Here is a 24257-nt window from a genome sequence, read left to right on the forward strand (position 1 = left end):
GAGGATCGCCCGGGGCGGCGCGATGCTACGCACTTTCGCCAACATCTTCCGAGTGCCCGACCTTCGCAAGAAGGTGCTGGTCACCCTCTTCATGATCGTGGTGTTCCGCCTCGGCACCTATGTGCCGCTGCCCGGCATCAACACGGCCGCGGTCACCCAGGTCGTGGACAAGTTCCGCGAGGGCGGCCGCAGCGCCGCCGGCCGCGCCCTGAGCCTCATTGACCTCTTCACGGGCGGCGCCCTTGGGCGGTGCACCGTCTTCGCCCTCGGCATCATGCCCTACATCAGCGCGTCCATCATCTTCCAACTCCTCACCACCGTCATCAAGCCCCTCGAGGAGCTCCAGCGCGAGGGCGAAGCGGGCCGCAAGAAGATCAACCAGTACACCCGCTATGCCACCGTCGTCCTGTGCATGGTCCAGTCGTTCTTCATGTCCTCGTGGATCGAGGGCCGGCCCTTCGAGGTCCAACTGGTCACCCCGGGCATGCAAGCCGGGCCCTGGTTCGAAATCTCCACGATGCTCGCGCTGACGGCGGGCAGCGTGTTCCTCATGTGGCTGGGCGAGACCCTCACCGAGCACGGCATCGGCAACGGCATCTCCGTGCTCATCATGGCGGGCATCGTGGACCGCATGCCGACCGCCGCCCAGCAGCTCTGGAACAGGGTGGACTGGAGCCGGCCCTTCACCCCCGAGGCCGGCCGGATGAACGTCCTCATGCTCGCCTTCTTCCTCGCCATCTATCTTGGGGTCGTCGTGGGCGTCGTCATGATCACCCAGGGCCAGCGCCGCGTCACCGTGCAGCAGGCCAAACACACGCGCGGCCACCGCGTCTACGGCGGCCAGCGCCACTACATGCCCCTCCGGGTCGGGCAGGCCGGCGTGATCCCCATCATCTTCGCCCAGTCGCTGCTCACCTTCCCCAACATCATCTTCGGCTCCCTGAGCGCCCGCTGGCCGTCGTTCGGCTTCATCGCCGCCGCCTTCCAGGTGGGCTCCTTCACCTACACCTTCGTCTACATCCTCCTGATCGTGTTCTTCTGCTACTTCTGGACCGCCGTCGTCTTCAACCCGCTCAAGATGGCCGAGGAGATGAAGAACTACGGCCACTTCGTCCCCGGCATCCGGCCGGGCAAGATGACCGCCCAGTACCTCGAGCGCCTCATGACCCGCATCACCCTGGCAGGTTCCGCCTTCCTGGCCTTCATCGCCGTCCTGCCGCAGCTCATCCACAGCAGCCTCGACGTGGACGTGAACGTGGCATACCTCTACGGGGGCACCAGCCTGCTCATCATCGTAGGCGTGGCCCTCGAGATCGTTCAGAAGATCGAATCGCACCTCCTCATGCGCCACTACGAGGGCTTCATGAAGAAGGGGCGCATCCACGGCAGGAGTTCATGGTGAGACTCGTCTTCCTGGGCCCCCCCGGCGCCGGCAAAGGCACCCAGGCCATGCAACAAGCCGAGCAGCGCGGTCTTCGCTACATTGCGACGGGCGACGAGTTGCGCAAGGCCATCGCCGCCGGCACCCCGCTCGGCCTCCAGGCCAAAGCCTACACGTCCACCGGGCGCTTGGTGCCCGATGAGGTCATCATCGGCCTGGCTCGGGAGCTGCTCGAGCAGCCCGGAGCCGAGGCCGGGGTCATCTTCGACGGCTTCCCGCGCACGATTGGCCAGGCCGAGGCCCTCGACGCTCTGCTGCGCGAGCGGGGCGAAGCACTCGACGCCGTCCTGTACTTCGACGTTTCGAGCGACGCGGTCGTGAAGCGGCTCTCGGGGCGGCGCGTCTGCCGCCAGTGCGGAGCGACGTTCCACGTCGAGAGCCTGCCCTCCCAGCGCGGCGACGTGTGCGACCGCTGCGGAGGCGCGCTCTACCAGCGCGAGGACGACCGCGCCGAGACCGTGAGCCGCCGCCTACAGGTCTACCAGGAGCAGACGGCTGCCCTGCTGGACTACTATCGGGCGCAAGGCCTCCTGGTGCGGCTCCAGGCTGACCGCAGCATCGCCGAAGTGCGAGCCGCGGTCAATGCGGCCATTGAGGCGACGGCGCGCCGCAGAGCCCCAAAGGCCGCAGCAACCGGGCAGGGCAGCGCTTGATCACGCTGAAGTCCGAGCGCGAACTGGAGAAGATCCGGACCGCTTGTCGTATAGTCGCCGACGTGCTCGAACTGGTGCGCACCCTGGCCCGGCCAGGGGTGACGACGGCGTACCTTGACAAAGAGGCCGAAAAACGCATAATAGAGTGCGGAGCCGAGCCCGCGTTCAAAGGCCACGGGGCCTCTGGCCGACGGCTCGGCTTCCCGGCCAGCTTGTGCACGTCGGTGAACGAAGAAGTCGTGCACGGCATCCCCGGCGAGCGCGTTTTGCTCGACGGGGATCTGCTGAGTGTAGATGTGGGTGCGCGCTGTGCGGGCTACTACGGCGACGGCGCCGTCACGCTGCCGATCGGCCGGGTGGCACCCGCGGCGCAACATTTGGTGGACGTTTGCCTGGAGGCCCTGCACCGAGGCATCCAGGCCGCCGGCCCGGGCCGGCGCCTTGCCGACATCAGCCGCAGCGTGCAGCGGCACGTCGAGGCGCACGGCTTCTCGGTGGTGCGCGACCTGGTCGGCCACGGCATCGGCTCGAGCCTTTGGGAAGAGCCGCAAGTGCCGAATTTCTACAGCCCGAGCCTGCGCGACGTCGTGTTGCGGCCGGGCATGGTGCTGGCGATTGAGCCGATGATCAACGCCGGCAAGTGGCAGGTGAAGACCCTGGCGAACCGTTGGACGGTGGTGAGCGCCGACGGCTCGCTCTCGGCCCATTTCGAGCACACCGTGTGCATCACGGCGAGCGGGGTGGAAGTGATGACGACGCCTCCTCGCCAGAAGGGCTAGGCCAGCGAATGGGCAAAGAGCAAGGGATCCGTGTCGAAGCCACCGTGAGAGAATCGCTCCCGAACGCCGTGTTCCGGGTGCAACTGGAGAACGGCCACATTGTGACCGCGCACGTCTCCGGCAAGATGCGGATGCACTTCATCCGCATCCTTCCCGGCGACCGCGTGACCGTGGAACTGTCGCCCTACGACCTGAGCAAGGGGCGGATTGTGTACCGCGAGTAGCCGCCCCGGGCGGCGCGGAAGGACGAACGACCCATGAAAGTGCGTTCCTCGATTCGACGGGTGTGTGAGAACTGCAAGCTCGTGCGGCGCCGGGGCGTGGTGCGCGTGCTCTGCACGAACCCGCGCCACAAGCAGCGCCAGGGCTGAGCGCCCCGCGAGGCCGCATCACGAAAGGAATCTCGAGCATGCCGCGAGTCGCTGGCGTGGACATTCCAGCCAACAAGCGCAGCGTGGTTGCGCTGACCTACATCTACGGGATCGGGCCGACCTCGGCGAAGCGTATCCTTCAGCAGGCCGGCATAGACGAAAACGTGCGCGCCAAGGACCTCTCGGAAGACGAGCTGTCGCGCATCGCCTCGATCGTGGACAAGAACTACATGGTCGAGGGCGAGCTTCGCCGCCTGCTCTCGCAGAACATCTCGCGGCTGCGCGAGATCGGGTGCTACCGCGGCCTGCGGCATCGCCTGGGCCTCCCGGTCCGGGGCCAGCGCACCCGCACCAACGCGCGCACGCGCAAGGGGCCGCGCAAGACCGTGGCCGGCAAGAAGAGCGTCAAGGAACAGCGCGGCTGAGCCGTCAGCACAGGAGCACGCATGGGCAAGACCGCTACCCCGACCAAAGGCCCCAAGGCGACGCGGAGGCGCGTTCGACGCACCGTCTCGCTCGGGGTCGCTCACATCCAGGCCTCGTTCAACAACACGGTGGTCACCATCACCGACCTCAACGGCGACGCCCTGTGCTGGGCCTCGTCCGGCAGCATCGGCTTCAAAGGCTCGCGCAAGAGCACGCCCTTCGCCGCCCAGCGGGCCGCCGAGAGCGTGGCGCAGCAGGCCCAGAAGCTCGGCGTCCGAGCCGTCGAGGTCCGAGTCAAAGGGCCCGGCTCCGGCCGTGAATCCGCCATTCGCGCCCTCCAGGCCGCCGGCCTGGAAATCAAGTCCATCGAGGACGTCACCCCCCTGCCTCACAATGGCTGCCGCCCGCGCAAGAAGCGGCGTGTATGAGTGAGGGAGCTTGAGAGGAGTTCCAGCCGTTGGGTAGAGATGCCGGTCCGAAGTGCAGACTCTGTCGCCGGGAAGGCATGAAGCTGTTCCTCAAGGGGCCGCGGTGCGAGAGCGCCAAGTGCGCCGTCAGCCGCCGCGACTACCCGCCCGGAATGCATGCGTGGCGCCGCGCCAAGTTCTCCGCCTACGGGGCTCAGCTCCGCGAGAAGCAGAAGCTAAAGAGATTCTATGGGATCCTGGAGCGCCAGTTCCGCCGCTACTTCGCCGAGGCCGAGCGGCAGGCGGGGAACACGGGGGAGAACCTGCTGCTCGCCCTCGAACGCCGGCTCGACAACGTGCTTCACCAGCTCGGCCTGGCCGCCTCCCGCGCCCAGGCGCGGCAGTTGATCACCCACGGGCACATCGAGGTGAACGGGGCCAGCATCACCTCGCCCTCGCACCCTGTGCGGCCCGGCGACGTGATTGCGCCCCGGCGCAGCGAGGCAACCGCCAAGCTCATCGCGCACGCGCGCGAGGCCGCGAAGGGCCGTGCTGTGCCCAGTTGGCTCGAGGTTACCGAGGAACCCCTGCAAGGGCGTGTGGTCAACCTGCCCAACCGCGAAGAGGTCGGCATCGAGGTCAGGGAACAGCTCATCGTCGAGCTGTGCTCCAAGTAGCCTGAGGGACGAACGGTTCCGGATCCAGAACCCGGCCGCAACGCCGTGAACGGCGGCCCCCGCCGGGAGGAGAAACGAATGCGAATCCGCTGGCGAGGTTTCGAGCTCCCGACCCGCGTCGTGTGTGAGCGCGAGTCGTTGACCGGCTCGTACGGCAAGTTCATCGCCGAGCCCTTCGAGCGGGGCTTCGGCACCACCATAGGCAACAGCCTGCGGCGCGTCCTCCTCTCGTCCATCGAGGGCGCGGCTGTGACCTCGGTGCGCATCGAAGGCGTGCAGCACCAGTACTCCACCATCGCGGGCGTCGTGGAGGACGTCACCGATATCATCCTCAATATCAAACAGATCCGCCTTCGCCTCTTGTCCGAAGGGCCCAAGGTCCTGAAGATTGAACGCCGCACGCGCGGCGAAGTCACGGCGGCCGATATCCAGGCCGACCCGGACGTCGAGATCGTGAACCCCGAACTCCACATTGCCACCCTCAACGAGGACGTTCCGTTCATCGTCGAGATGGGGGCCCGCCGGGGCAGGGGGTATGCGACGGCCGAGGAGAACACCAAGCCTGAGCAGGAGATTGGGGTCATCCCGGTCGACTCGCTCTTCTCTCCCGTGCGCCGCGTGAACTACAGGGCAGAGAACACCCGTGTCGGCCAGAAGACGAACTATGATCGCCTGACCGTCGAGATCTGGACCGATGGCACCGTGAGCCCGGAGATCGGCCTGGTGGAGGCGTCGAGAATCCTCCGCAAGCACCTCGACCCGTTCATCCTGTACTTCGAAATCGGGCGCGAGCTGCCTGCCGAGAAGACCGAGAAGGCGGCCAAACGCCGCGAGCCGAGACAGATCTCCGACGAACTCAGCCGTCGGCTCGGCATGACGATTGAGGAACTCGACCTGTCCGTGCGCGCGCAGAACTGCCTGGAATCGGAGAACATCCAGACCGTGCGCGATCTCATCGTGAGGACCGAGGCCCAGCTCCTGGCCGTGCGGAACCTGGGCAAGACCTCGTTGCAGGACATCAAGAACAAACTCGCCAATCTGGGCCTGTCGCTCGGCATGAGCATTGACGCTCTCCCGGCCGCCGAAGGCGAGGCAGCGCGAAGCGAGAGCTGACCATGAGACATCGAAAGGGCGGAAGAAAACTCAGTCGCACCGACGCGCACCGCAAGGCCATGCTGCGCAACCTCGTCAGCAGCCTGCTGACGGCGGAGGCGAAGGACGGCATGCCGCCCCGCGTGACCACCACGGTGCCGAAGGCCAAGGAAGCGCGGCGCGTGGCCGAGCGGGCCATCACGCTGGGCAAGAAGGGCACGCTCCACGCCCGGAGGCAGGCCCTCGAACTCCTGGCGAACAAGCGCGTCGTGAAGCAGCTGTTCGAGAACGTGGCGCCCCTGTACGCCGCCCGCAACGGCGGCTACACCCGCATCGTGCGGCTCGTGAAGACCAGGGTCGGCGACGCGTCGCCCCTGTGCTATCTGGAACTCGTCTCCGAGGCCGCGGGCGGGGCTCAGAAAGCCGCCGAGCCCGTGGCGCCCAAGGTCGCAACGGCGGCCGGCGGCGAGGCGGGCGCAGGGAAACCGTAGAGGGAGTCCGACGGCGGCAGGGCGGCGCAAAGCGCGCCTGCTGCCCGAACGGCTCCGTTGGGCGATTAGCTCAGTTGGCTAGAGCGTTAGCTCGACAAGCTAAAGGTCACTGGTTCGAGCCCAGTATCGCCCACCACACGAGGCCGGCCGGCAGTTGCCGCGCCGGCCGTTCGGCATGTGCATAGGAATGGTCCGCTATGGGCGATAAGCCGGGCGATTCCCACGACCACGCGGCGCCTGCCGCGCCCCTCGATGTGCTCCGTCATACGGCGGCGCACGTTATGGCGCACGCCGTCACGCGCCTGTTCCCCGGCACGAAGCTGGACATTGGGCCGGCCATCGCGGACGGGTTCTACTATGATTTCGATCTCCCGCGCCCGCTGTCAGACGCCGACTTGGCGGGCATCGAGGCCGAGATGAAGCGGATTATCGAGGCCGACATCCCGCTTGTCCGCGTCGAGTTGCCCCGTGACGAGGCGATTCGCCGGATGGCCGCGGCCCAGCAGCCCTACAAGGTCGAGCGCCTCCGAGAGATGCCCGACGACACCGTGAGCTTCTACGAACAGGGCGAGTTCGCTGACCTGTGCCGCGGTCCGCATCTGCCGAGCACGGGCGGCGTTGGCGCCTTCAAGCTCCTCAGCATCGCCGGCGCCTACTGGCGGGGCGACGAGCACAACCCCATGCTCACCCGGCTTTACGGCACGGCGTTCGCCACCCGCGCGGAACTCGACGAGCACCTGCGTCTCCTCGAGGAGGCCAAGCGTCGCGACCACCGCAAGCTGGGCAAGGAGCTCGATCTCTTCAGTTTCCACGACGAGGGCCCCGGCTTCCCGCTCTTCCACCCCAAGGGAATGATCCTGTGGAACGAGCTCATGGGCTTCTGGAACCAGCTCCACGCCCAACACGGCTACGTGCAACTCCGCACTCCGATCCTTCTGCGGAAGGCGTGCTGGGAGCAGTCGGGTCACTGGGACCACTACCGCGACAAAATGTATGCGACCGAGATTGACAACGAGGAATACGCCATCAAGCCCATGAACTGCGTGGGCTCGATGCTCTACTACCGCAGCAGACTCCACAGCTACCGCGAGTTTCCGCTGCGCGTGGCCGAAGTGGGGATCGTCCATCGGCACGAGAAGTCCGGCGAACTCCACGGCCTCCTGCGAGTGCGCCAGTTCACCCAGGACGACGCCCACATCTTCATGACCCCGGAGCAAATCCCCGCCGAGGTGCTGGGCGTCATGAACCTGGTGGACACCGTTTACGCGACCTTCGGCCTGCCGTATCACCTCGAGCTCTCGACCCGGCCGGCGAAATCCATCGGCAGCGATGAGGCCTGGGAGGCGGCCACGAACGGCTTGCGTGCGGCCCTGGACGCCAAGGGCCTGCCCTACAAGATCAATGAGGGCGATGGAGCGTTCTACGGGCCGAAGATCGACTTCCACGTGCGCGATGCCCTGAATCGCACGTGGCAGTGCGCGACGATCCAGCTCGACTTCGCCATGCCCGAGCAGTTCGACCTGACCTACGTGGGGGCCGACAATCAGCGGCACCGGCCCGTGATGATCCACCGCGTCGTCTACGGCGCGATCGAGCGGTTCATTGCCGTGCTGATCGAGCACTTCGCCGGGGCATTTCCCCTCTGGCTGGCGCCGGAGCAGGTGCGCGTGGCCCCCATCTCCGAAGGCCAAGCCGACGGGGCTGCCCGCGTGCGGCAAGTGCTCGCCGAGGCGGGCGTCCGGGCCACGGTGGATGCCCGTAGCGAGAAGATCGGCCACAAGATCCGCGAGGCGACGATCGAGAAGATCCCCTACGTGGTCGTGCTCGGCGCCCGTGAGGTCGAGGCTGGCACCGTGGCGGTGCGGAAGCGTGGCGAGGGGGACCTCGGTGCGTGCCCTCTCGACACGTTTGTGGAGCGTGTGCGTCGGGAAATCGCACTCAAGGCCCGATAGGAGGTGGTGTCACAATTTCCCAGGATGCCAAGATCAACGAGCAGATTCGCAGCCCGCAGGTGCGCCTCATCGGCCTGGAAGGCGAGCAGTTGGGCATCAAGTCGCTCGGCGACGCGCTGGGCATCGCGCGCGAAGCGGGGGTGGACCTCGTTGAGGTCGCCCCGCAGGCGAAGCCGCCCGTCTGCAAGCTGATGGACTACGGCAAGTTCAAGTACCGGCAGAGGAAGCGCGCCCATCAGGCCAAGGCCCAGCACCACAGGGTGCACACGAAGGAGATTCGCCTGCACCCGAAGACGAGCGACCACGACCTGGAGGTGAAAGCCCGGCACGCGCGCAAGCTGCTCAGCCTGGGCGACAAGATCCAGGTCAACGTCTTCTTCAAGGGCCGCGAGATGGCCCACCGGGAGCTTGGCCACGAGGTGCTCACGAAGTTCGCCGCCCAGCTCGCCGAAGTTGTCAAGGTCGAGCAGGAGGCCCGGCTCGAGGGGCGGCGCATGACGATGATGCTCGTGCCGAAGTAGGCTGTCGGGCGGCTCGCCCGTTTGGTAGTCGCGGCTGGCTCCGCCACCGCGCGGGGCCGCTTTGCGTCGCCAGTGGTTCATGCCCAGAATGGGGAACAGTGCCATGCCCAAGCTCAAGTCGCACAAGGGCCTCAAGGCCCGAATGCGTGTCACCCGAAGAGGGAAGATCGTCCGTCGCAAGAGCGGAAAGAGCCACCTGATGAGCTCGAAGAACGCCAAGCGGCGTCGGAGCCTGAGCCGCCCCACCGGTGTGGATGGGAGGATCGGGAAGACCCTCATCCGTGCCCTTACGGGTGGCTAGAGCCACCCAGGAGACCCGACCATGCCCAGAGCCACACGGTCGCCGGCGCGGCGCCGGCGGCACAAGCGATTCCTCAAGGCCGCCAGCGGGTACTGGGGCGCGCGCTCGCGCCTGTACCGCATCGCCAAGCAGGCCGTCACCCGTTCCCTGGCCTATGCCTACCGCGATCGACGCACCCGCAAGCGCGACTTCCGCGCGTTGTGGATCACGCGGGTGAACGCGGCGTGCCGCCAGCGGGGCATTGCCTACAACCGCTTCATCCACGCGCTAGGCAAGGCGGGGGTCGCACTCAACCGGAAGATGCTCGCCGAGATCGCCATTGCCGACCCCGCCGGCTTCGACCGCCTGGTGGCGCTGGCGCGCGGCGAGGCGAGCTGAGCCGTGTTCGAGGGGGTGCCGCTTGATCGAAGCCCTGCAGAAAGTGCGCGCCGAAACCCTTGCCCGGGTGCAGGCCGCCCAGTCGCTCGAGGAACTGGAGCGGGCGCGTGTGGCCTGCCTGGGGCGCAGCGGCGCCCTCAAGGCGCTGCTCCAGGGTCTGGCGCAACTCCCTGCCGAGGAGCGGCCTGCTGTCGGCCGGCTCGCCAATGAGTTGAAGGCGGCGGTTCAGGACGCCATCGCCGCCCGCCAGCAGGAGCTTGCCCGGAGGGCCACACAGGCGGCCGAAGCCCTGCTGGACATCACCCTCCCGGGCCAGCGGCAGCCCGTGGGGCACGAGCACCCGCTGCGCCTGGTCGAGGCCGAGCTCCGCGAGATCTTCGCCCGCCTGGGCTTCGAGGCCGTCGAGGGGCCTGAGGTCGAGCTCGAGTACTACAACTTCGACGCCCTCAACATCCCGGCCGAACACCCGTCGCACGACAGCTTCGACACCTTCTACATCCAGGGCGATGTGCTCCTGCGCTCCCACACGTCCCCCGTGCAGGTTCGCGTCATGGAGCAGCGGCGTCCCCCCGTGCGGGTCGTGGTGCCGGGCAGGGTATATCGCCCGGACACCGCCGATGCCACCCATTCGCCCGTCTTCCACCAGATCGAGGGGCTCGCCGTCGGCGAGGGCGTAACCTTTGCCGACCTGAAGGCCGTGCTCACAATGGCCATGCGCGAGCTGTTCGGGCCGCGCACCGAAACCCGCTTCCGGCCGTCCTTCTTCCCCTTCACGGAGCCGAGCGCGGAAGTAGACGTGTGCTGCGAACTGGGCGGCGAGCGTCGCTGGCTCGAGCTGCTGGGCGCGGGCATGGTGCACCCCAAAGTGCTCGAGGCGGTGGGCTACGACGCCGAGCGCTACACGGGCTTCGCCTTCGGCATGGGCATCGACCGCGTGGCCCTGCTGAAGTATGGTATCCCCGACATCCGCCTTCTTCTGGAAAACGACGTGCGGTTCCTCGAGCAGTTCTGACGCCGGCGGGCGGCTGCTCGGGGCCCCGGCGAGGACGGTTCGCGACCCGTCGCACATCAGGTGACGAGAGGCCATGCTCGACTGCCGCCGCGAAACCCTGCCCAACGGCCTGAGGGTGATCTACGTGCGGATGCCGAGCTTCCACTCGGCCATCGCCATCGCCTATCTCCGGATGGGGCCCCGCTTCGAGACGCCGGAGCACAATGGCCTGTCGCACTTCGTCGAGCACGTGCTCTTCAAGGGGACCCGGCGGTTCCCCGACCCCGCCGCCGTGTCGCGCGAGATAGACGCCTATGGCCTCGAGCTCAACGGGGCCACGATGCCCGAGTACACCGAGCTGGTGGCAGGCAGCCACTCGCGCCACTTCCGCCACGCCCTTGAACTCCTTGCCGAGCTCCTGCTTCACCCGCGTTTCGCGCCCGACCACGTGGAGGTCGAGCGGCGGGTAGTGCTCGAGGAGATGAGCCAGTATCGCGATCTGGCCGGCGAGGACGCAAGCATAGACGAGCTGTGCAACGAGCTCATGTGGCCGCACGAGGGCTACGGGTTCAGTTGCCTCGGCGCCGAGGACCGGGTGGCTCAGTTCACGCGCGAGGACATCGAGGCGCACTATCGCCGCTTCCTGACCGCGGGGAACGTGGTGCTCTGCGTGGCCGGCAACTTCTCCGAGCGCGACGTGGCCGATGCCCTCGGGCCGGTGTTCGATGGGCTCCGCGTGGGCGAGACGGCCGCCTCCCGCGAGCTCAACGGCCAGCAGTCGAGCGCCCGCTGGCTCTTCCGCTCCGCGCCTACCCAACTGACGCACGTGAAGCTGTGCCACAAGGCCTGCTCGTACCACGACCCCCAGGTGTACCCCATTCTGCTCATCAGCGACATCCTGGGCGGCGGCGTCACCTCGCGCCTGTTCGCCCGGCTGCGCGAGCGCGAGGGGCTGGTCTACGACATCTCGTCCGGCACCACGCTCTTCGCCGACTGCGGCTGGGTGGACGTGGCGACGACGACCAGCCGCCGGAAGCTGGCCGACACGGTCGAGGCGACGCTCGAGGAGATCCGCCGCCTGGCCGACGAGGGGGTGGCCGAGAGCCAGCTCCAGTGCGTCAAGGAGCGGGTTGCGTGCGGGATGGAGATGCTCGAGGACAGCCCCGCCGACCTGGCGGAGTGGCTCGGCGCCCGGGAGGTGCTCCTCGCCCCCGCGAAGCTCGTCACGCCGACCGACGAGGCCGAACGCCTCAAGGCCGTGACGGCGGACGACATCCGACGCGTGGCGCAACAGGTCTTCCAGCCGTCGCGGCGAAGCCTGGTGGTCGTGGGGCCAACGTCCTGGTTCCAGCGGCGGCGCATCGGGCGGGCAGTCGCACAGTGACGCGGCACGGCGGGCGCTGCGACGAGGCCATCTGACTGAGGTCGAGGCGTCATGGCGAGGTCCCGACGGCTCGAGTGGTTCCTGGCGGAGCACGTGGGCACGCGCGTGTGGGCGATCGTGTGCCGCTCGCTGCGCCTCAAGGTGTATGACGACGAACACCTGGAGGACCTCGAGAAGCAGAGCGGCGCCATCGCCTTCGCCTCGTGGCACTATGAGATGCTGCCCACCCTGTACCACCATCGCCACTGCAACGGGTGCACGTTCACCGGAGAGCACGGCGATGCCGAGCTGGTGGCCCGCGCGGTGCGCCACCTCGGCTATACACCCATCCGCGGCTCGACCACGCACGGCGGGGTGCGGGGGCTGATTGACCTGGTGCACGCGATGCGCAGCGGGCTGAGCCTCGGCTTCACGCCCGACGGCCCGCGCGGCCCGCGCTGCGTCGCCCAGGTGGGCATTGCCATCCTCTCGCAGAAGAGCGGCTGCCCGGTGGTGCCTATGGGCTTCGCGTCCGAGTGGTTCTGGCAGTTCCGGTCGTGGGACCGCATGCGCATACCCAAGCCGGGGTCGCGCGCCGTGCTGTGCTACGGCGCGGGCATCCAGGTGCCGCCCAAGCTGACCCAGGCGACGTTGGAGGTCTGGCGCAAGCGGATCGAGGACGCCATCACGCACGTGAGCCGCCGAGCCGAGATCCTGCTGGGCCTGCCGCCCGAACGCAGCGCATTCGCCGATTGAGCGGAGGAGTGCCGTGGCCAAGGTTGCCATCGTGCGATGCGCGGACTACGAGCCGCAGCGTGTGGACGATGCGGTGCGTCGGGCGCTGGACCTCATCGGCGGCCTGGGCCCGATCGTGAGGCCCGGTCAACGCGTGCTGCTCAAGCCCAACCTGCTGCGTGCGGCGCCGCCCGAGCGCGCCGTCACAACACACCCGACCCTCATCCGCTCGATGGCGGCGGCCGTGCGCGAGGCCGGGGCGCAAGCCTGGGTGGGGGACTCCCCGGGCGGCATCCAGTGGAATGTCACGGACAAGGTGCTCGCGGAGAGCGGCGTCGGCCCCGCCGCGCTCGAGGCAGGGGCCGAGATCAAGGACTTCGAGGCGGGTGGCACGGTGGCGATGGAGTGTCCCGAGGCGATGGTCCTCAAGAAGTTTGCCTTGGCCCGCGCGGTGCGGGAGGCCGATGCCGTGTTCTCCCTGGCGAAGCTCAAGACGCACTGCCAGACGCTCTACTCGGGCGCCGTGAAGAACCTTCTCGGCTGCCTGCCCGGGGGCGGGAAGATTCGCGTGCACCAGCTCGCCCCCAAGTCGCGCCAGCTCTGGGCGGCGTTTCTGGACATCTATGCGGTGGTTCGCCCGCGTCTGGCGTTGATAGACGGCATCGTGGCCATGGAGGGCGAGGGGCCCAGCCACGGCAAGGTGCGGCCCCTGGGCCTGCTCATCGCCAGCGAGGACAGCGTGGCGGCCGACGCGGTGGCGTGCCGCGTGATCGGCTATCCGCCTCGCGCGGTGAAGCTCTTCGAGCAGGCCGAGGAGCGCGGCCTCGGCGTCGGCGACCTGAAACAGATCGAGGTCGTCGGTGTCCCCATCGAAGAGGCCGCGGTGCGCGACTTCGTGCGCCCGTCGAACTTCGCCTTCGAGGTGATCCCGGGCTTCCTGATGAAGCTCATCGGGCGCGGCGTGTCGGTGAAGCCGGAAATCGTCCAGGAACTGTGCAAGAAGTGCGGGATGTGCCAGCGAAGCTGCCCCGCCGACGCCATCGCCCGCCACGAGGGGCTGGCGATTGACCCCGCGAAGTGCGTGCGGTGCTTCTGCTGCCACGAGCTGTGCCCGCACGACGCCATCGCGCTGAAGCGGGCGTGGTTCATCCGCCTTTACGACTACATGCGGCACCAGCGCAAGAGACGCAAGCACGCCAGGCAATCGGGAGCCCCACGATGAGCGACATCGGCCAGCGGCTGATCGGGGTGGCGGGTTTGGGCGTGCTGCTCGGGCTCGCGTGGCTCCTGTCGTGCGACCGCCGCCGGTTCCCCGTCCGCGTGGTGGCGTGGGGGCTGGGCCTGCAACTGGCCTTCGCGCTCCTGATCCTCAAGACCCGGGCGGGGCGGGCGGCCTTCGCGTGGGCCAACGATGCGTTCGCGCGGCTGATCAGTTTCGCCGACGACGGGGCGCGGTTCGTGGTCGGCGACTGGAGCGTGCCGGTGCAGGTGACCGATGCGGTGACGGGCAAGCCGCACGCCATCGGTTTCCTCCTGGCGTTCAAGGTGCTGCCGGTGATCATCTTCTTCGCGGCGCTGATGAGCATCCTGTACCACCTCGGCGTGATGCAGAAGGTGGTGGCCGGCATGGCATGGCTGATGAAGCGCTGCATGCGGGTGAGCGGCGCGGAGTCGCTGGTCGCGGCCACGGAGGTGTTCGTGGGCATGACCGAGGCCCCGCTGGCCATCCGCCCCTATCTCGCCCGCCTCACCGAGAGCGAGCTGATGGCGGTGATGGTGTGCGGCCTGGCCAATATCGCGGGCAGCGTGCTGGCCCTCTACGTGAGCTTCGGCATCAACGCCGGGCACCTGCTGTGCGCGAGCGTCATGTCGGCTCCCGCGGCCCTGGTGATCGCCAAGATCATGATTCCCGAGACGGGAGAGCCCGACACGGCGGGCAGCGTGCGCATCCCCTACGAGCGCACCACGAACAACGTCATTGACGCCGCCGCGGTGGGGGCGACCGACGGCTTGAAGTTGGCGCTGAACGTGGCGACCATGCTGGTCGCCTTCGTGGCCCTGCTGGCGCTCGTGAACTTCCTGCTCGCGGGTGTTCATGAGGCGGCGTTGCGTTGGCTCGGTTGGGGCGGCTTCCCCGCGAGGCTGGAGGAGATCTTCGGCTGGCTCTTCCGGCCCCTGGCCTTCGTGATGGGCGTGCCGTGGGGGGAATCGGGGGCCGTCGGCTCGCTCATGGGCGTGAAGATCGGCCTCAACGAACTGATCGCCTACCAGAAGCTGGCGGGGATGCACGCGGAGCTCTCCGAGCGCTCGTTCACCATCGCCACCTATGCCCTGTGCGGCTTCGCCAATTTCGGGTCGCTGGCCATCCAGATCGGCGGCGTGAGCGCCCTGGTGCCCGAGCGGCGGCAGGACCTGTCGCGCCTGAGCCTGCGCGCCCTGGCCGGCGGCACGCTCGCCACCTTCATGACCGCCACGATCGCGGGAATGCTCCTCTAGGAGCCTGTCCACGAATCCCCGTGGGCTGCGTTGCCGGCGCCAGCGGGCTGGATGCGAGGCGCGGCGACGCAGGCGATGCTACGGAGCGCATCGCTGAGGAGCCGCAACGCGGCAGCCGGCCCGCTGACGCCGCAACCCGAAGGGACGCCGCGACTTCTGGCCGCCCGCTGTGTCGCTCATCGTCCGCGATGCGCTCCGTTGCATCGCCTCCTCCGCGCTCCTTGCGTGCGGCCCGAATCGGCGGCGTCGCAGCCTCACGCGGATTCTCGGACAGGCTCCTAGGCATCCCTGCAATCGCCGGCCCGCAACGCAGGATCGGGCGGGGATCGCCAAGGGCCAAGCAGGGGAGTCTGCCCGCTTCGGCACCCTCTTTGAGCAGGGACTTGACCCGTCGAAGCGCTCGCAGCTCAGCGCCCACTACAGCAGCCGCGATGGCACTGTGACCCTTGTCGAGCCGGTCGTCATGCAGCCGCTTCGCCGCGAGTGGGCCGAGCTGCGCGCCACCCTCGACTCCTTCCTCACCACGGGGAAGAAGCCGCATGCAGAGGCCGCAGAGGAGGCAGGGAAGACGGCCGTTTGTAGTGCGGGCTTCAGCCCGTCTTCTGAAGTGGCCGAGGAGAAGAAACGGCCTGAAGGCCGCATTGCGAACGCGAAGCCGCTCCGCGGCCCCTCCCTCAGGACGGCCCGCGACGCGGCCATCGCCCTCGTCAACCGCTTCCGCCTGCGGCTCGGGGAACTCCCTCTATGCGACTCTGCAACTACTCAAGGACCCAGGGGAGTCCGTCATCACCTGCGCAGCGGGGATGAGCAACGAGGCGATCCTCGAGAAACTCCTGGCCCTGAACCTTGAGCGGGCCGCGACCGAGGGCTGAGTCATCCCACAAGGTCACACGCGCCCCCCCCAGGAACCGGGAAGTCTGGGAGACTCTGGAAGAGTCTGGACGTGTTGTGGTGTGCCGGAGGATGAGCGCTACCTGTAGTGGCGAAGCTGGGCCGAGGGGCGAGAGGGGCCAGATTGCGATCTCGGTCACCCGTCGCGGCGGAGGAGGGCAAGGACCTCGTCCGCCGCGCGGCCGGCGGCGCCGGGTTCGCCGAGGCGAGGGCGCACTTCGGCGACGAGTTCGCGACCCATTTGCTCGAGCCCGCCGCTGCGGATGAGCTTGATGGCCTTGCGGGCGATTCGCCTGGGCGTTGCCTTCCCCTGGAGGAGTTCGGGCACGATCTCGCGGCCGGCGACGAGGTTGGCGAGCGAGATGTGGCGCACGCCCCGCACGAGGAGCCAGGCGAGGAAGGCGGTGAAGGGGGCGACCTTGTAGGTGACGATCATCGGGGTGCCGATGATGCCGGCCTCGAGGGTGGCGGTGCCGGAGGCGATGAGGAGGAGGTCGGAGGCGGCCATCAGTTCGCGGGCCTTGCCGGGAAGAATGTGGAGAGGCAGCGAAGCACGGCGAGCCCACGCACTGTACTCGTCTGGACCGAGCGAAGGGGCCGGGGCAGTGGCGACCGTCACGTTGCCGAGTTCCCGGGCGATGCGATCGGCGGCTCCGAGCATGGCGGGCAAGAGGCGGTGGACCTCGCTCTTGCGGCTGCCGGGCAGAAGGCCGAGGATGAATGTGTCGGCGGGCAGGCCCAAGTCGGCGGCGAAGCGGCGGTCCTGGCGGTACGTGGCCAGGCTGTCGAGCAGAGGGTGGCCGACGAAGGTGGCCTCGACGCCGTGGCGGGCGTAGAAGGCGGGCTCGAAGGGGAGGATGACGAGCCGCTTGTCGGTGTAGCGGCGGATCTTCGTCACGCGGCTCTGGTGCCAGGCCCAGACCTGGGGGCAGATGTAGTAGACGACGCGGACGCCGCGCTCGTGCGCCCAGCGGGCGAAGCGGAGGTTGAACGCGGGGTAGTCAATGAGCACGACGGCGTCGGGGTGGCGACGTTCGAGTTCGGCGATCATCGCGTGGAAGACGCGGTTGATGCGGCGAAGGATGCCGAGCACCTCGGTGATGCCGACGGCGGCGAGGGCGGTGACGTCGTGGATGACCTCGACGCCGGCCTCGCGCATCCAGTGGCCGCCCATGCCGGCGAGGGCGATGTCGGGCTGGCGCTGGCGGAGGGCAAGGGCGAGGCGGGCGCCGTGGTAGTCGCCCGAGGCTTCGCCTGCGAGGATGAAGAGCGAGTGGCTCATGGGGGAGTGTGGCGCTCGCGGTTGGCCCGGATGCTGTCGAGGATGCGCCAGGCGAGTTCGAGCGCCCGGCGTGCGTCAGCCCCCGAGCACGCGGGCCGGGCGCCGGTGGCGACGCAGTGGAGGAAGGCGATGAGCTCCTGCTCGAGGGCATCGTGGATGCTCAGCGGGATCTCCTCGACGGCGATGAGCTTCTCGTAAACGAAGGCCTTGGCGTCGGGGATGGTGGCCGGGTCAATCGTTGCAGGGTCTGGGGCGTCGGGCCGCTTGCGGAAGAGCAGCGCCCTGCGCTCGCCGTAGTTGATGGAGAGATAGGAATCGCGCTGGATGATGCGGAGCTTGCGCACGGCGCGGGTGGCCACCCGGCTGGCCGTGAGGTTGGCTACGCAGCCGCTCGCGAAGGTGAGGCGGGCGTTGGCGATGTCCTCGTGGCGCGAGAGGGCCGGCACGCCGACGGCCTCGATGGCCGTGATGGCGGAGGGGATGAGCTCGAGCAGAATGTCGAGGTCGTGGATCATCAGGTCGAGCACGACTCCGATGTCCATCGAGCGGAAGGTGAAGGGGCTGATGCGGTCGCATTCGACGTAGAGGGGGTCCTGGAGGTAGCCCTTGGCGGCGATGAGGGCGGGGTTGAAGCGCTCGACGTGGCCGACCTGGATGGTGGCGCCGCGGCGCTCGGCGAGGCTGAGCAGTTCGTCGGCCTCGGGCAGCGTGCGGGTGAAGGGCTTCTCGATGAGGACGGCGCGGCCGCGGTCAATGAAGTCGCGCGCCACGGCGAAGTGGCCCGCTGTGGGCACGGCGATGCTGGCGGCATCCACCTGCTCGATGAGATCGTGGTAGTCGGCCACGGCGGCCACACCGTAGGTGGCAGCGAGACGCTGGGCGCGGTCCAAGGCCACGTCGGCAATGCCCACGAGTTCCGCCTGCGGCAGGCCCGCGTAGAGGCGAGCGTGATGGCGCCCCAGATGGCCGGCGCCGACGACGGCAACACGAACGGGTTGGCTCATGGGCGATCCCCGTGTGGCGGCGGTGTGGGCATCAGGCTTTCTGGCGCAGCGCCTCGCGCGCCCGGCCCTGACGCCCCGCGTGCATCTTGCGCAGGAACTCGATGAGGTAACGGACCTCGGGGGTGAGCGGCTCGGTGGCGGCGAGGAGCTGGTCCACGGCCTGGGCCGCGGTGAGGTGCGAGCGGTAGATGAGGCGCTGGGCCTCCTTGAGCGCCTCGATGGCCGGCGTGGCAAAGCCGCGCCGCTTGAGGCCGATGGTGTTGACGCCACGGACCTTGGCGGGGCTGCCCTCCGTGATCATGTACGGCGGGCAGTCGTGCACGATGCGCGAGCCGCCACCGATGAACGAGTGCGTGCCCACCGTGACGAACTGGTGCAGGCCCACCATGCCGCCGAACCACGCCTTGTCTTCGATCTTGCAGTGCCCGCTCAGGCCCACGTAGTTGGCCATGACGATGTCGTTGCCGACCTCGCAGTCGTGGGCGATATGGCAGTAGGCCATCAGGAAGTTCCTCGAGCCTACGCGCGTAACCCAGTCCTGCTTGGTGGATGCGGCATTGATGGTGACGTATTCGCGCAGCGTGTTGTCGTCGCCGATCTCCACGCGGGTCGGCTCGCCGCGGTGGCCGAGGTCCTGGGGCCAGGTGCCGATAACGGCGTACGGGCCGATGATGTTGCGGGCGCCCAGGGTCGTGTGGCCCGTGATGATGGTGCCCGTCTTCAGCACCACGCCGGGCCCGATGCGCACGTTCTCGTCCACGGTCACGCAGGGGCCCACGACGACGTCGTCGGCGAGTTCGGCCTTCGGGTGCACGAGCGCGGTAGGGTGGATCTGTGGGGGCATGCGGGCCTCAGGGGTGAGGGGGGAGTTCGACAAGGCTCTCGCGGAGCTTGGCGATCAGCTGGAAGTTCTGGGCGTGCCCCGTGCGCTCGGCCACCAGGCGCAGGCTCAGGCCGCTCCCCAGGAGGCGCAGATCTCCGAGCAGGTCCACCACCTTGTGGCGCGCGAACTCGTCGGGGAAGCGGAGCTGGCCATAGACGGGGGTGCCGTCGTCGCGCAGGACCAGGGTGTTTTCCAGGGACGCCCCACGGCCGAGGCCGCTGGCGAGCAGCGCCGGCGCCTCACGCTGGAAGACGAACGTGCGCGCGGGCGCCAGTTCGCTGAGGAAGGTGGCAGGGCTCAGCCGGATCTCGAAATGCTGAGAGGGCAAGGACATGTGAGGGTATTCGAGCGTGTAGGAGATGGTGATGCCCCCGGTGCTCGGGAGCGCCGTGAGCGTGCTGCCCTCGTCGGCGACCGTGACCGGCTCGCGCACCGTGAGGCAGGTGCGTGGCTGCTCCTGCTCCACGATGCCCGCTTCGTTGAGGAGTTTGGCGAACGTGCGGGCGCTCCCGTCGCAGGCGGGGAGTTCCGGCCCCTTGAGCTCGATGATGAGGTTATCTATGTCCAGGCCGCTGACGGCGGCCAACACGTGCTCGGTCATCTGCACCTCGGCCTCGCCCTGGCGGAGCACCGTACGGCGCAGCTTGGGCACGACGTGTTGCGGGTCCGCGGCGATGCGGGGCGAGCCCGGCAAGTCGGTGCGGATGAAGACCACGCCGCCGCCCGGCGTGCCGGGCACGAGGCGTAAGGTGACCTCGCGGCCGACGTTCACGCCGACGCCCGTGAACTCAACGGGCTTCTGAATCGTCCTTTGCAGTGGCTTCAAGGTGTGCGACCTTCTCCGTGAGCTGCTCCACGGCGGCTGAGAGTTGGCGGATACGCTGCACGAACTCTGGGAGCTTCTGATGCAGCACGAGGCACAGGCGCTCCTTCTCGACATCCTGGGCGGGCGACCCGAGCACCACGCGGCCCGGAGGCACGTCGCGCATCACGCCGGCACGGGCCCCCACGACGGCCCCGCTGCCCAACTCGATGTGGCCGGCCAGACCGGCCTGGGCGGCCACCGTCACGTGGTCCCCGAGCACAGCGCTGCCCGCGATGCCGCACTGCCCCACGAGCAGGCAGTGCTCGCCCACCACTACATTGTGCGCCACCATCACGAGATTGTCAACTTTGGTTCCCGCGCCGACCACGGTGCGGCCGTAGCGGGCGCGGTCCACGGTGGAGTTGGCGCCGATCTCCACGTCGTTGCCGATCTCGGCGATGCCACGCTGGGGGATCTTGCGGTGGATGCCGTCCCGCGTCTCATACCCGTACCCGTCCGCGCCGATGACGACTCCGCTGTGCAGAATCACGCGATCGCCCACGATGCAGCGATCGCACACGGCCACGTGGGGGTGCAGCACGCAGTGGGCACCGATGCGCGCCCTGCGGCCAACGAACACCAGAGGCCGCAGGACCGTGCCGGCGCCAATGCGGGCCCCCGCCTCGACGACGCAGTGCGCCTGGATAGCCACGCCGGCGCCGATTTCGGCGTCCGGCGCCACGATGGCCGTGGGGTGAATCCCCGGCTCCGCCGGCTCGGGGGCGGGGGAGAAGTGGTCGGCGATCTGCTCGAAGGCTTGGGCAGGCTGCGCGGCGATCAGCAGGGGCAGGGGGGTGGCGGCGGCGTCGAATGCGGCGCCTACCACCAGCGCCGAGGCGGCCGTCCGTGCGGCGAGGCGCGCGTGGCGAGCGTCGGCCACGAGCGCGATCTCCCCGGGCCGCGCGTTGTGGAGGCCCGCAACGCCGTGGATCTCTGTCTCAGGGTCTCCCCTGAGGGTGCTCTTCGTGAGGGCAGCGAGGGCGGCTAGCGTGGCGGCCACTGCGAGAGTCTCCTGTGCGTGCAGGCGGCTACTTGCCGGGGTCCTTGGGCTTGTCCCCGCCTTCCTTGGCCCCGGCCTCAGGCTTCGCGGGCGGCTTCGAGGGATGCAGCCGCTCCCGCTCGGCCTTCGCACTCTGATACCGGCTGTTCAGGCGCTTGATGATGGCATCGGTGAAGTCCAGCCCCGGGTTGCTGAACAGCACGTTCTGGCCGTCAATCCGGCGGTTGAGTTCCATGTAGCGCGTGCGCGGACGCAGGGTCTGATCCAGGTCGCCCACATCCGTGTCGCGGGTTCTGAGGACGATGTCGTAGCCCGCCTCGCGCGCATAGGCTTGGACCTCGTCGCGGATCTTCTTGTAGATGCCGAGCGTGAAGTCGTAGAGCTTGTTGTAGAGGTGGTCTTCGGTGGCGTCGCGGTAGCTGCGGAATTCGCGCGAGGTCTCCTCGAGGAGCTTATCGTTGGCCTTGGCTTCCTCGCTCTCGGGCCGCAGGAGCTTGCCCTTCTCCTCGAGCTCGCGGACCCGGTCGCCCAACTCGCGGAGGCGCGTGGTGCGCTTCTCCTCCACCTGGCGCAGCTCGGCGTTCATGTCCACCTTCTCCTCGAGTTCGTCGAAGACGCGCACGATGTCCACGGCGCCGATGCGCAGGGCGCGGCCGTGGCCGGCCGCCGCCAGCGCGGCAAGCTGCTGCTTGAGCTGCTCGAGCTCCTTGCGCAGCGGGTGGTCGTCGGGCTCGGCGGCCGGGCCGAGGCCGATGGCGAGGGCCAGGATAGCCAGTGTGTGGGTGAAACAGCGCATGTGACCTCCAGATCGGGTTCCCTGGCTCAGCGGCCGACGCTCAGGGAGAAGTAGAGGAACTCGGTGTCGTCGTCGCTCTGCTTGATGAGCGGTGCAGAGAAGTCCACGCTGATCGGCACGTTCGACAGCGCCGGGACAAGGATCCGGAAGCCGAAGCCGACGGCCAGGCGCGGGTCGCCAAAGAGCGTGAAGTCCTTGGTGACGGTGCCTGCATCGGTGAAGAAGACGCCGTAGAAGTTCGGCGGGGCGATGGGGTAACGGTATTCGGCGCTGACCAGGGCCCGGTACTTGCCGCCAATCGGCTCGTCGTTGTCGTGGGGCGAGGCCCCCCGATAGGCGAAGCCGCGCAGGTTCTGGCCGCCTGCGTACAGGCGCTCATAGATGGGGAACGAGCCGATCTCATAGTCCATCCGGCCGCGCAAGGAGATCACCCGTTCGTAGCCCTTGGGGTGAGTGCCCAGGGTCCAGAACTTGGTGCCGCCGCCGCCCAGGGTGACGCCGTGGGGCACAACGAGTTCGCTGCCGATCTCCCACTCATAGCCTTTGGTGGGGAAGGTCGGGCGGTCCGTGCGGTCGCGGCGAACGGTGACACCCGCGCCGAACACAGGGTGGGTGCCCTTCTCGTCCTTCGCATCGTCTGGTGCCTCTTCATCAGGGTCGAAGTCGTCATCTTCGTCGTGGATCGAGACGTTGACGGCCTCGAGGCGGGCGTGGAAGGTGACGTCGGTATCCGGGTCGCCCTTGTACTTGCGGAGGCCGCGGTAGACGCGCAGGCCGGTGCGCGACTCGTCCCACGTGCCTTGGTCGCGGGTCCTGTGGTAGACGCTCCAGCCGAAGCTCTGGGGCCCTGCCAGGCCCTCCGAGTCGCGGGCGTTGGGGCCGCCGCGGCGCCAGTACGGGTTGTCGTAGGCGAGGGCGTAGTTGCTGTAGACGGTGCCCGGCATGAGCGACACGCGGAGGGTCTGGCCGGCTCCGACGTAGGCGTTGCCGCTCCACAGATCGCTCCAGCTCTTCGGGCTGTCGCGCCAGTCGAAGTTGCGCTGGACGATCTCGATGGTGCCCACGATGCCGTTGGTGGACGAGGCGCCGATGCCGAAGCGGAAGACGCCGGTGCGCCCCTCTGTGACCTCCACCAGAATGTCGCGCTCGCCCGGGGCGGGCGGGTCGGCGGGCACGAGCTTCATCGTCACGGTGTCGAAGAACTGGAGGCGCTCGACGCCGCGCTGGCTCCGTTCGAGGCCCTCGATGCTGTAGAGCATGCCGGGTTCCAGCTCCATCTCGCGCAGGATCACGTCGCGGCGGGTGCGCGGGTGGCCGCGCGTGCGGATGGTGTTGATGCGCACGACCTCGCCCTCGTCGAGGGTGATGACCACGTCGAAAGCGTCGCCGGCCGCATTGAGCTGCCGCGTGTAGGAGACGGCGATGTCGGGGCAGCCGTTCTCGTGGTACAGGCGCTCGATGATCGCGCGCGAGTCGAGCAGCTTCTGGTCCGAGTAGATCTCCGCCGGTTTCAGCGGGATGGCCGCCAGCAGCGTGTCCTGGCCGAACCGCGTGGCGCCCTTGATCTCCACGGTGCCCACGGGGAACTGCTGCCCCTCGTCCACGAGGATCGTGATCTCGACCCGGTTGCCCTGCGGCCCGAGGAACCGCCGCCGGTACGTGACCTTGGCGTTCGGGAAGCCCTTGTAGCGGCAGTAGTCCTCCAGCCGCACGATGTCTTCCTCGAACACCTTGTCGCAGTAGCGGCGGCTGGTGAAGAAGGTGTCGCGCTTGGTCTGCATCTGGGCGCGCAGCTCGCGGGTGCGGATCGAGCGGTTGCCCTGGAACCGCAGCCACCAGACCTGGTACTTCGGGCCCAGGTTGACCTTGAAGAGGAGGTCAATCTGGTTGGTGTTGGGGACGGGCGTCGTCTCGGACACGACGGTGACGGCCCTGTAGCCCTGCTGCTGGCAGTAGGCGCGGATGCGCTCTTTGTCGCCGCGGTAGCGCTGGTCCTCGGGCTGTTGGAGGACGGCGGCGGAGACCGGGTCGTTCGGGCGGGTGACGATCTCGTCCTTCATCTTGGCCCCCCAGTCGCGTCCGGCGCCCCGGATCTCGATTCTGCGGACGCGGGGGCCCTCGCTGATGTCAACGAGGATGCGCACGCCGCCGGGCACGGTGACGAGCTGGTAGGTGGCCATGTGGCCGGCCCGGAAGAGGGCCATGAGATCATCGTTCAGGCGGTTGTGGTCCAGGGGCATGCCGACCTTGGTCCGCATGATGTCCGTGATCGTCGCGGCGTCGCCCGTGTAGCCCCGGACGACGATCTCGCGCACGAGCACCTGCTCGGCGGCCGCGGGCCGGGCCGCCAGCCCCAGGAGCGCGAGCGCCAGCAGAGTCCCGCGACGGGATAGGCATCGAAGCTGGTCGTTCATTCGGCCGCCTTACGAAGTGGGGAGCCGCCCGTTGCTCGCCCAGGGCGC

At 68.3% G+C, this 24257-nt stretch carries 26 protein-coding genes and 1 tRNA gene; 20 read left to right on the forward strand and 7 right to left on the reverse strand.

Features of this window, described 5'->3' with window-relative positions:
* The first annotated feature begins 22 nt into the window (after window positions 1-22).
* From secY to PLE19_17200, 20 genes are all read left to right on the forward strand, one after another.
* Entirely contained in the window at window positions 23-1402 is a 1380-nt protein-coding gene (gene secY, locus PLE19_17105; protein ID HPD16675.1) for a preprotein translocase subunit SecY, read from the forward strand.
* A complete protein-coding gene (locus tag PLE19_17110; protein HPD16676.1) occupies window positions 1399-2094 on the forward strand; it encodes an adenylate kinase in 696 nt (231 codons plus the stop codon). The genes secY and PLE19_17110 overlap by 4 nt, the downstream gene beginning before the upstream one ends.
* A complete protein-coding gene (gene map, locus PLE19_17115) occupies window positions 2091-2873 on the forward strand; it encodes a type I methionyl aminopeptidase (GenBank protein HPD16677.1) in 783 nt (260 codons plus the stop codon). Before PLE19_17110 ends, map begins: the two co-directional genes overlap by 4 nt.
* A gap of 8 nt (window positions 2874-2881) precedes the next feature.
* Window positions 2882-3097, forward strand: a complete 216-nt coding sequence (gene infA, locus PLE19_17120) for a translation initiation factor IF-1 (GenBank protein ID HPD16678.1) — start codon at window positions 2882-2884, stop codon at window positions 3095-3097.
* A gap of 33 nt (window positions 3098-3130) precedes the next feature.
* Window positions 3131-3244 carry a 50S ribosomal protein L36 gene (gene rpmJ, locus PLE19_17125; protein HPD16679.1) on the forward strand — a complete coding sequence of 38 codons (114 nt, stop codon included), beginning with the start codon at window positions 3131-3133 and terminating at the stop codon, window positions 3242-3244.
* 38 nt (window positions 3245-3282) lie between these two features.
* The gene (gene rpsM / locus PLE19_17130; protein HPD16680.1) at window positions 3283-3669 is read left to right on the forward strand and encodes a 30S ribosomal protein S13; all 387 of its coding nucleotides are present in this window, start codon (window positions 3283-3285) and stop codon (window positions 3667-3669) included.
* A 21-nt stretch (window positions 3670-3690) separates the two neighbouring features.
* Entirely contained in the window at window positions 3691-4098 is a 408-nt protein-coding gene (rpsK, locus tag PLE19_17135) for a 30S ribosomal protein S11 (GenBank protein HPD16681.1), read from the forward strand.
* Window positions 4099-4127: 29 nt separating this feature from the next.
* Window positions 4128-4754: a 30S ribosomal protein S4 gene (rpsD, locus tag PLE19_17140; GenBank protein ID HPD16682.1), complete on the forward strand. Its 627-nt coding sequence runs from the start codon at window positions 4128-4130 to the stop codon at window positions 4752-4754.
* A gap of 78 nt (window positions 4755-4832) precedes the next feature.
* Window positions 4833-5867: a DNA-directed RNA polymerase subunit alpha gene (locus PLE19_17145; protein HPD16683.1), complete on the forward strand. Its 1035-nt coding sequence runs from the start codon at window positions 4833-4835 to the stop codon at window positions 5865-5867.
* Between the two features lie 2 nt (window positions 5868-5869).
* Window positions 5870-6337, forward strand: a complete 468-nt coding sequence (gene rplQ, locus PLE19_17150; protein HPD16684.1) for a 50S ribosomal protein L17 — start codon at window positions 5870-5872, stop codon at window positions 6335-6337.
* Between the two features lie 59 nt (window positions 6338-6396).
* Window positions 6397-6473, forward strand: a tRNA-Val gene (locus PLE19_17155).
* Window positions 6474-6534: 61 nt separating this feature from the next.
* On the forward strand, window positions 6535-8289 hold the full coding sequence (thrS, locus tag PLE19_17160) for a threonine--tRNA ligase (protein ID HPD16685.1): 1755 nt from the start codon (window positions 6535-6537) through the stop codon (window positions 8287-8289).
* 14 nt (window positions 8290-8303) lie between these two features.
* Window positions 8304-8810 carry a translation initiation factor IF-3 gene (gene infC, locus PLE19_17165; protein HPD16686.1) on the forward strand — a complete coding sequence of 169 codons (507 nt, stop codon included), beginning with the start codon at window positions 8304-8306 and terminating at the stop codon, window positions 8808-8810.
* Between the two features lie 103 nt (window positions 8811-8913).
* Window positions 8914-9111: a 50S ribosomal protein L35 gene (gene rpmI / locus PLE19_17170; GenBank protein ID HPD16687.1), complete on the forward strand. Its 198-nt coding sequence runs from the start codon at window positions 8914-8916 to the stop codon at window positions 9109-9111.
* Window positions 9112-9132: 21 nt separating this feature from the next.
* Window positions 9133-9489 (forward strand): 50S ribosomal protein L20, encoded by a 357-nt coding sequence (gene rplT / locus PLE19_17175; protein ID HPD16688.1) that lies wholly within the window; start codon window positions 9133-9135, stop codon window positions 9487-9489.
* A gap of 22 nt (window positions 9490-9511) precedes the next feature.
* Complete coding sequence (locus PLE19_17180; protein HPD16689.1) at window positions 9512-10501, forward strand: phenylalanine--tRNA ligase subunit alpha; 990 nt, start codon at window positions 9512-9514, stop codon at window positions 10499-10501.
* Between the two features lie 73 nt (window positions 10502-10574).
* Window positions 10575-11864, forward strand: coding sequence for a pitrilysin family protein (locus PLE19_17185; protein ID HPD16690.1), 1290 nt, complete (start codon window positions 10575-10577; stop codon window positions 11862-11864).
* A gap of 51 nt (window positions 11865-11915) precedes the next feature.
* Window positions 11916-12599 (forward strand): lysophospholipid acyltransferase family protein, encoded by a 684-nt coding sequence (locus PLE19_17190; protein ID HPD16691.1) that lies wholly within the window; start codon window positions 11916-11918, stop codon window positions 12597-12599.
* 13 nt (window positions 12600-12612) lie between these two features.
* Window positions 12613-13800, forward strand: a complete 1188-nt coding sequence (locus PLE19_17195) for a DUF362 domain-containing protein (protein HPD16692.1) — start codon at window positions 12613-12615, stop codon at window positions 13798-13800.
* A complete protein-coding gene (locus PLE19_17200) occupies window positions 13797-15074 on the forward strand; it encodes a nucleoside transporter C-terminal domain-containing protein (protein HPD16693.1) in 1278 nt (425 codons plus the stop codon). Before PLE19_17195 ends, PLE19_17200 begins: the two co-directional genes overlap by 4 nt.
* Window positions 15075-16101: 1027 nt before the next feature.
* On the opposite strand, the gene lpxB is transcribed toward PLE19_17200, so the two are convergent.
* The 7 genes from lpxB to bamA are packed head-to-tail and all read right to left on the reverse strand — an operon-like array spanning window position 16102 to window position 24209.
* Window positions 16102-17247: a lipid-A-disaccharide synthase gene (lpxB, locus tag PLE19_17205; protein ID HPD16694.1), complete on the reverse strand. Its 1146-nt coding sequence runs from the start codon at window positions 17245-17247 to the stop codon at window positions 16102-16104.
* A complete protein-coding gene (locus PLE19_17210; protein HPD16695.1) occupies window positions 17244-18251 on the reverse strand; it encodes a Gfo/Idh/MocA family oxidoreductase in 1008 nt (335 codons plus the stop codon). The genes lpxB and PLE19_17210 overlap by 4 nt, the downstream gene beginning before the upstream one ends.
* Window positions 18252-18282: 31 nt before the next feature.
* Entirely contained in the window at window positions 18283-19095 is an 813-nt protein-coding gene (gene lpxA / locus PLE19_17215; GenBank protein HPD16696.1) for an acyl-ACP--UDP-N-acetylglucosamine O-acyltransferase, read from the reverse strand.
* Between the two features lie 7 nt (window positions 19096-19102).
* The gene (gene lpxC, locus PLE19_17220; GenBank protein ID HPD16697.1) at window positions 19103-19960 is read right to left on the reverse strand and encodes a UDP-3-O-acyl-N-acetylglucosamine deacetylase; all 858 of its coding nucleotides are present in this window, start codon (window positions 19958-19960) and stop codon (window positions 19103-19105) included.
* Window positions 19923-20999, reverse strand: coding sequence for a UDP-3-O-(3-hydroxymyristoyl)glucosamine N-acyltransferase (gene lpxD, locus PLE19_17225; protein HPD16698.1), 1077 nt, complete (start codon window positions 20997-20999; stop codon window positions 19923-19925). Before lpxD ends, lpxC begins: the two co-directional genes overlap by 38 nt.
* 28 nt (window positions 21000-21027) lie before the next feature.
* On the reverse strand, window positions 21028-21795 hold the full coding sequence (locus tag PLE19_17230; protein ID HPD16699.1) for an OmpH family outer membrane protein: 768 nt from the start codon (window positions 21793-21795) through the stop codon (window positions 21028-21030).
* A 26-nt stretch (window positions 21796-21821) separates the two neighbouring features.
* Window positions 21822-24209, reverse strand: coding sequence for an outer membrane protein assembly factor BamA (gene bamA / locus PLE19_17235; protein HPD16700.1), 2388 nt, complete (start codon window positions 24207-24209; stop codon window positions 21822-21824).
* Window positions 24210-24257 lie beyond the last annotated feature (48 nt).

It is taken from the genome of Planctomycetota bacterium (assembly GCA_035384565.1).
Taxonomy (GTDB): Bacteria; Planctomycetota; PUPC01; order DSUN01; family DSUN01; genus DAOOIT01.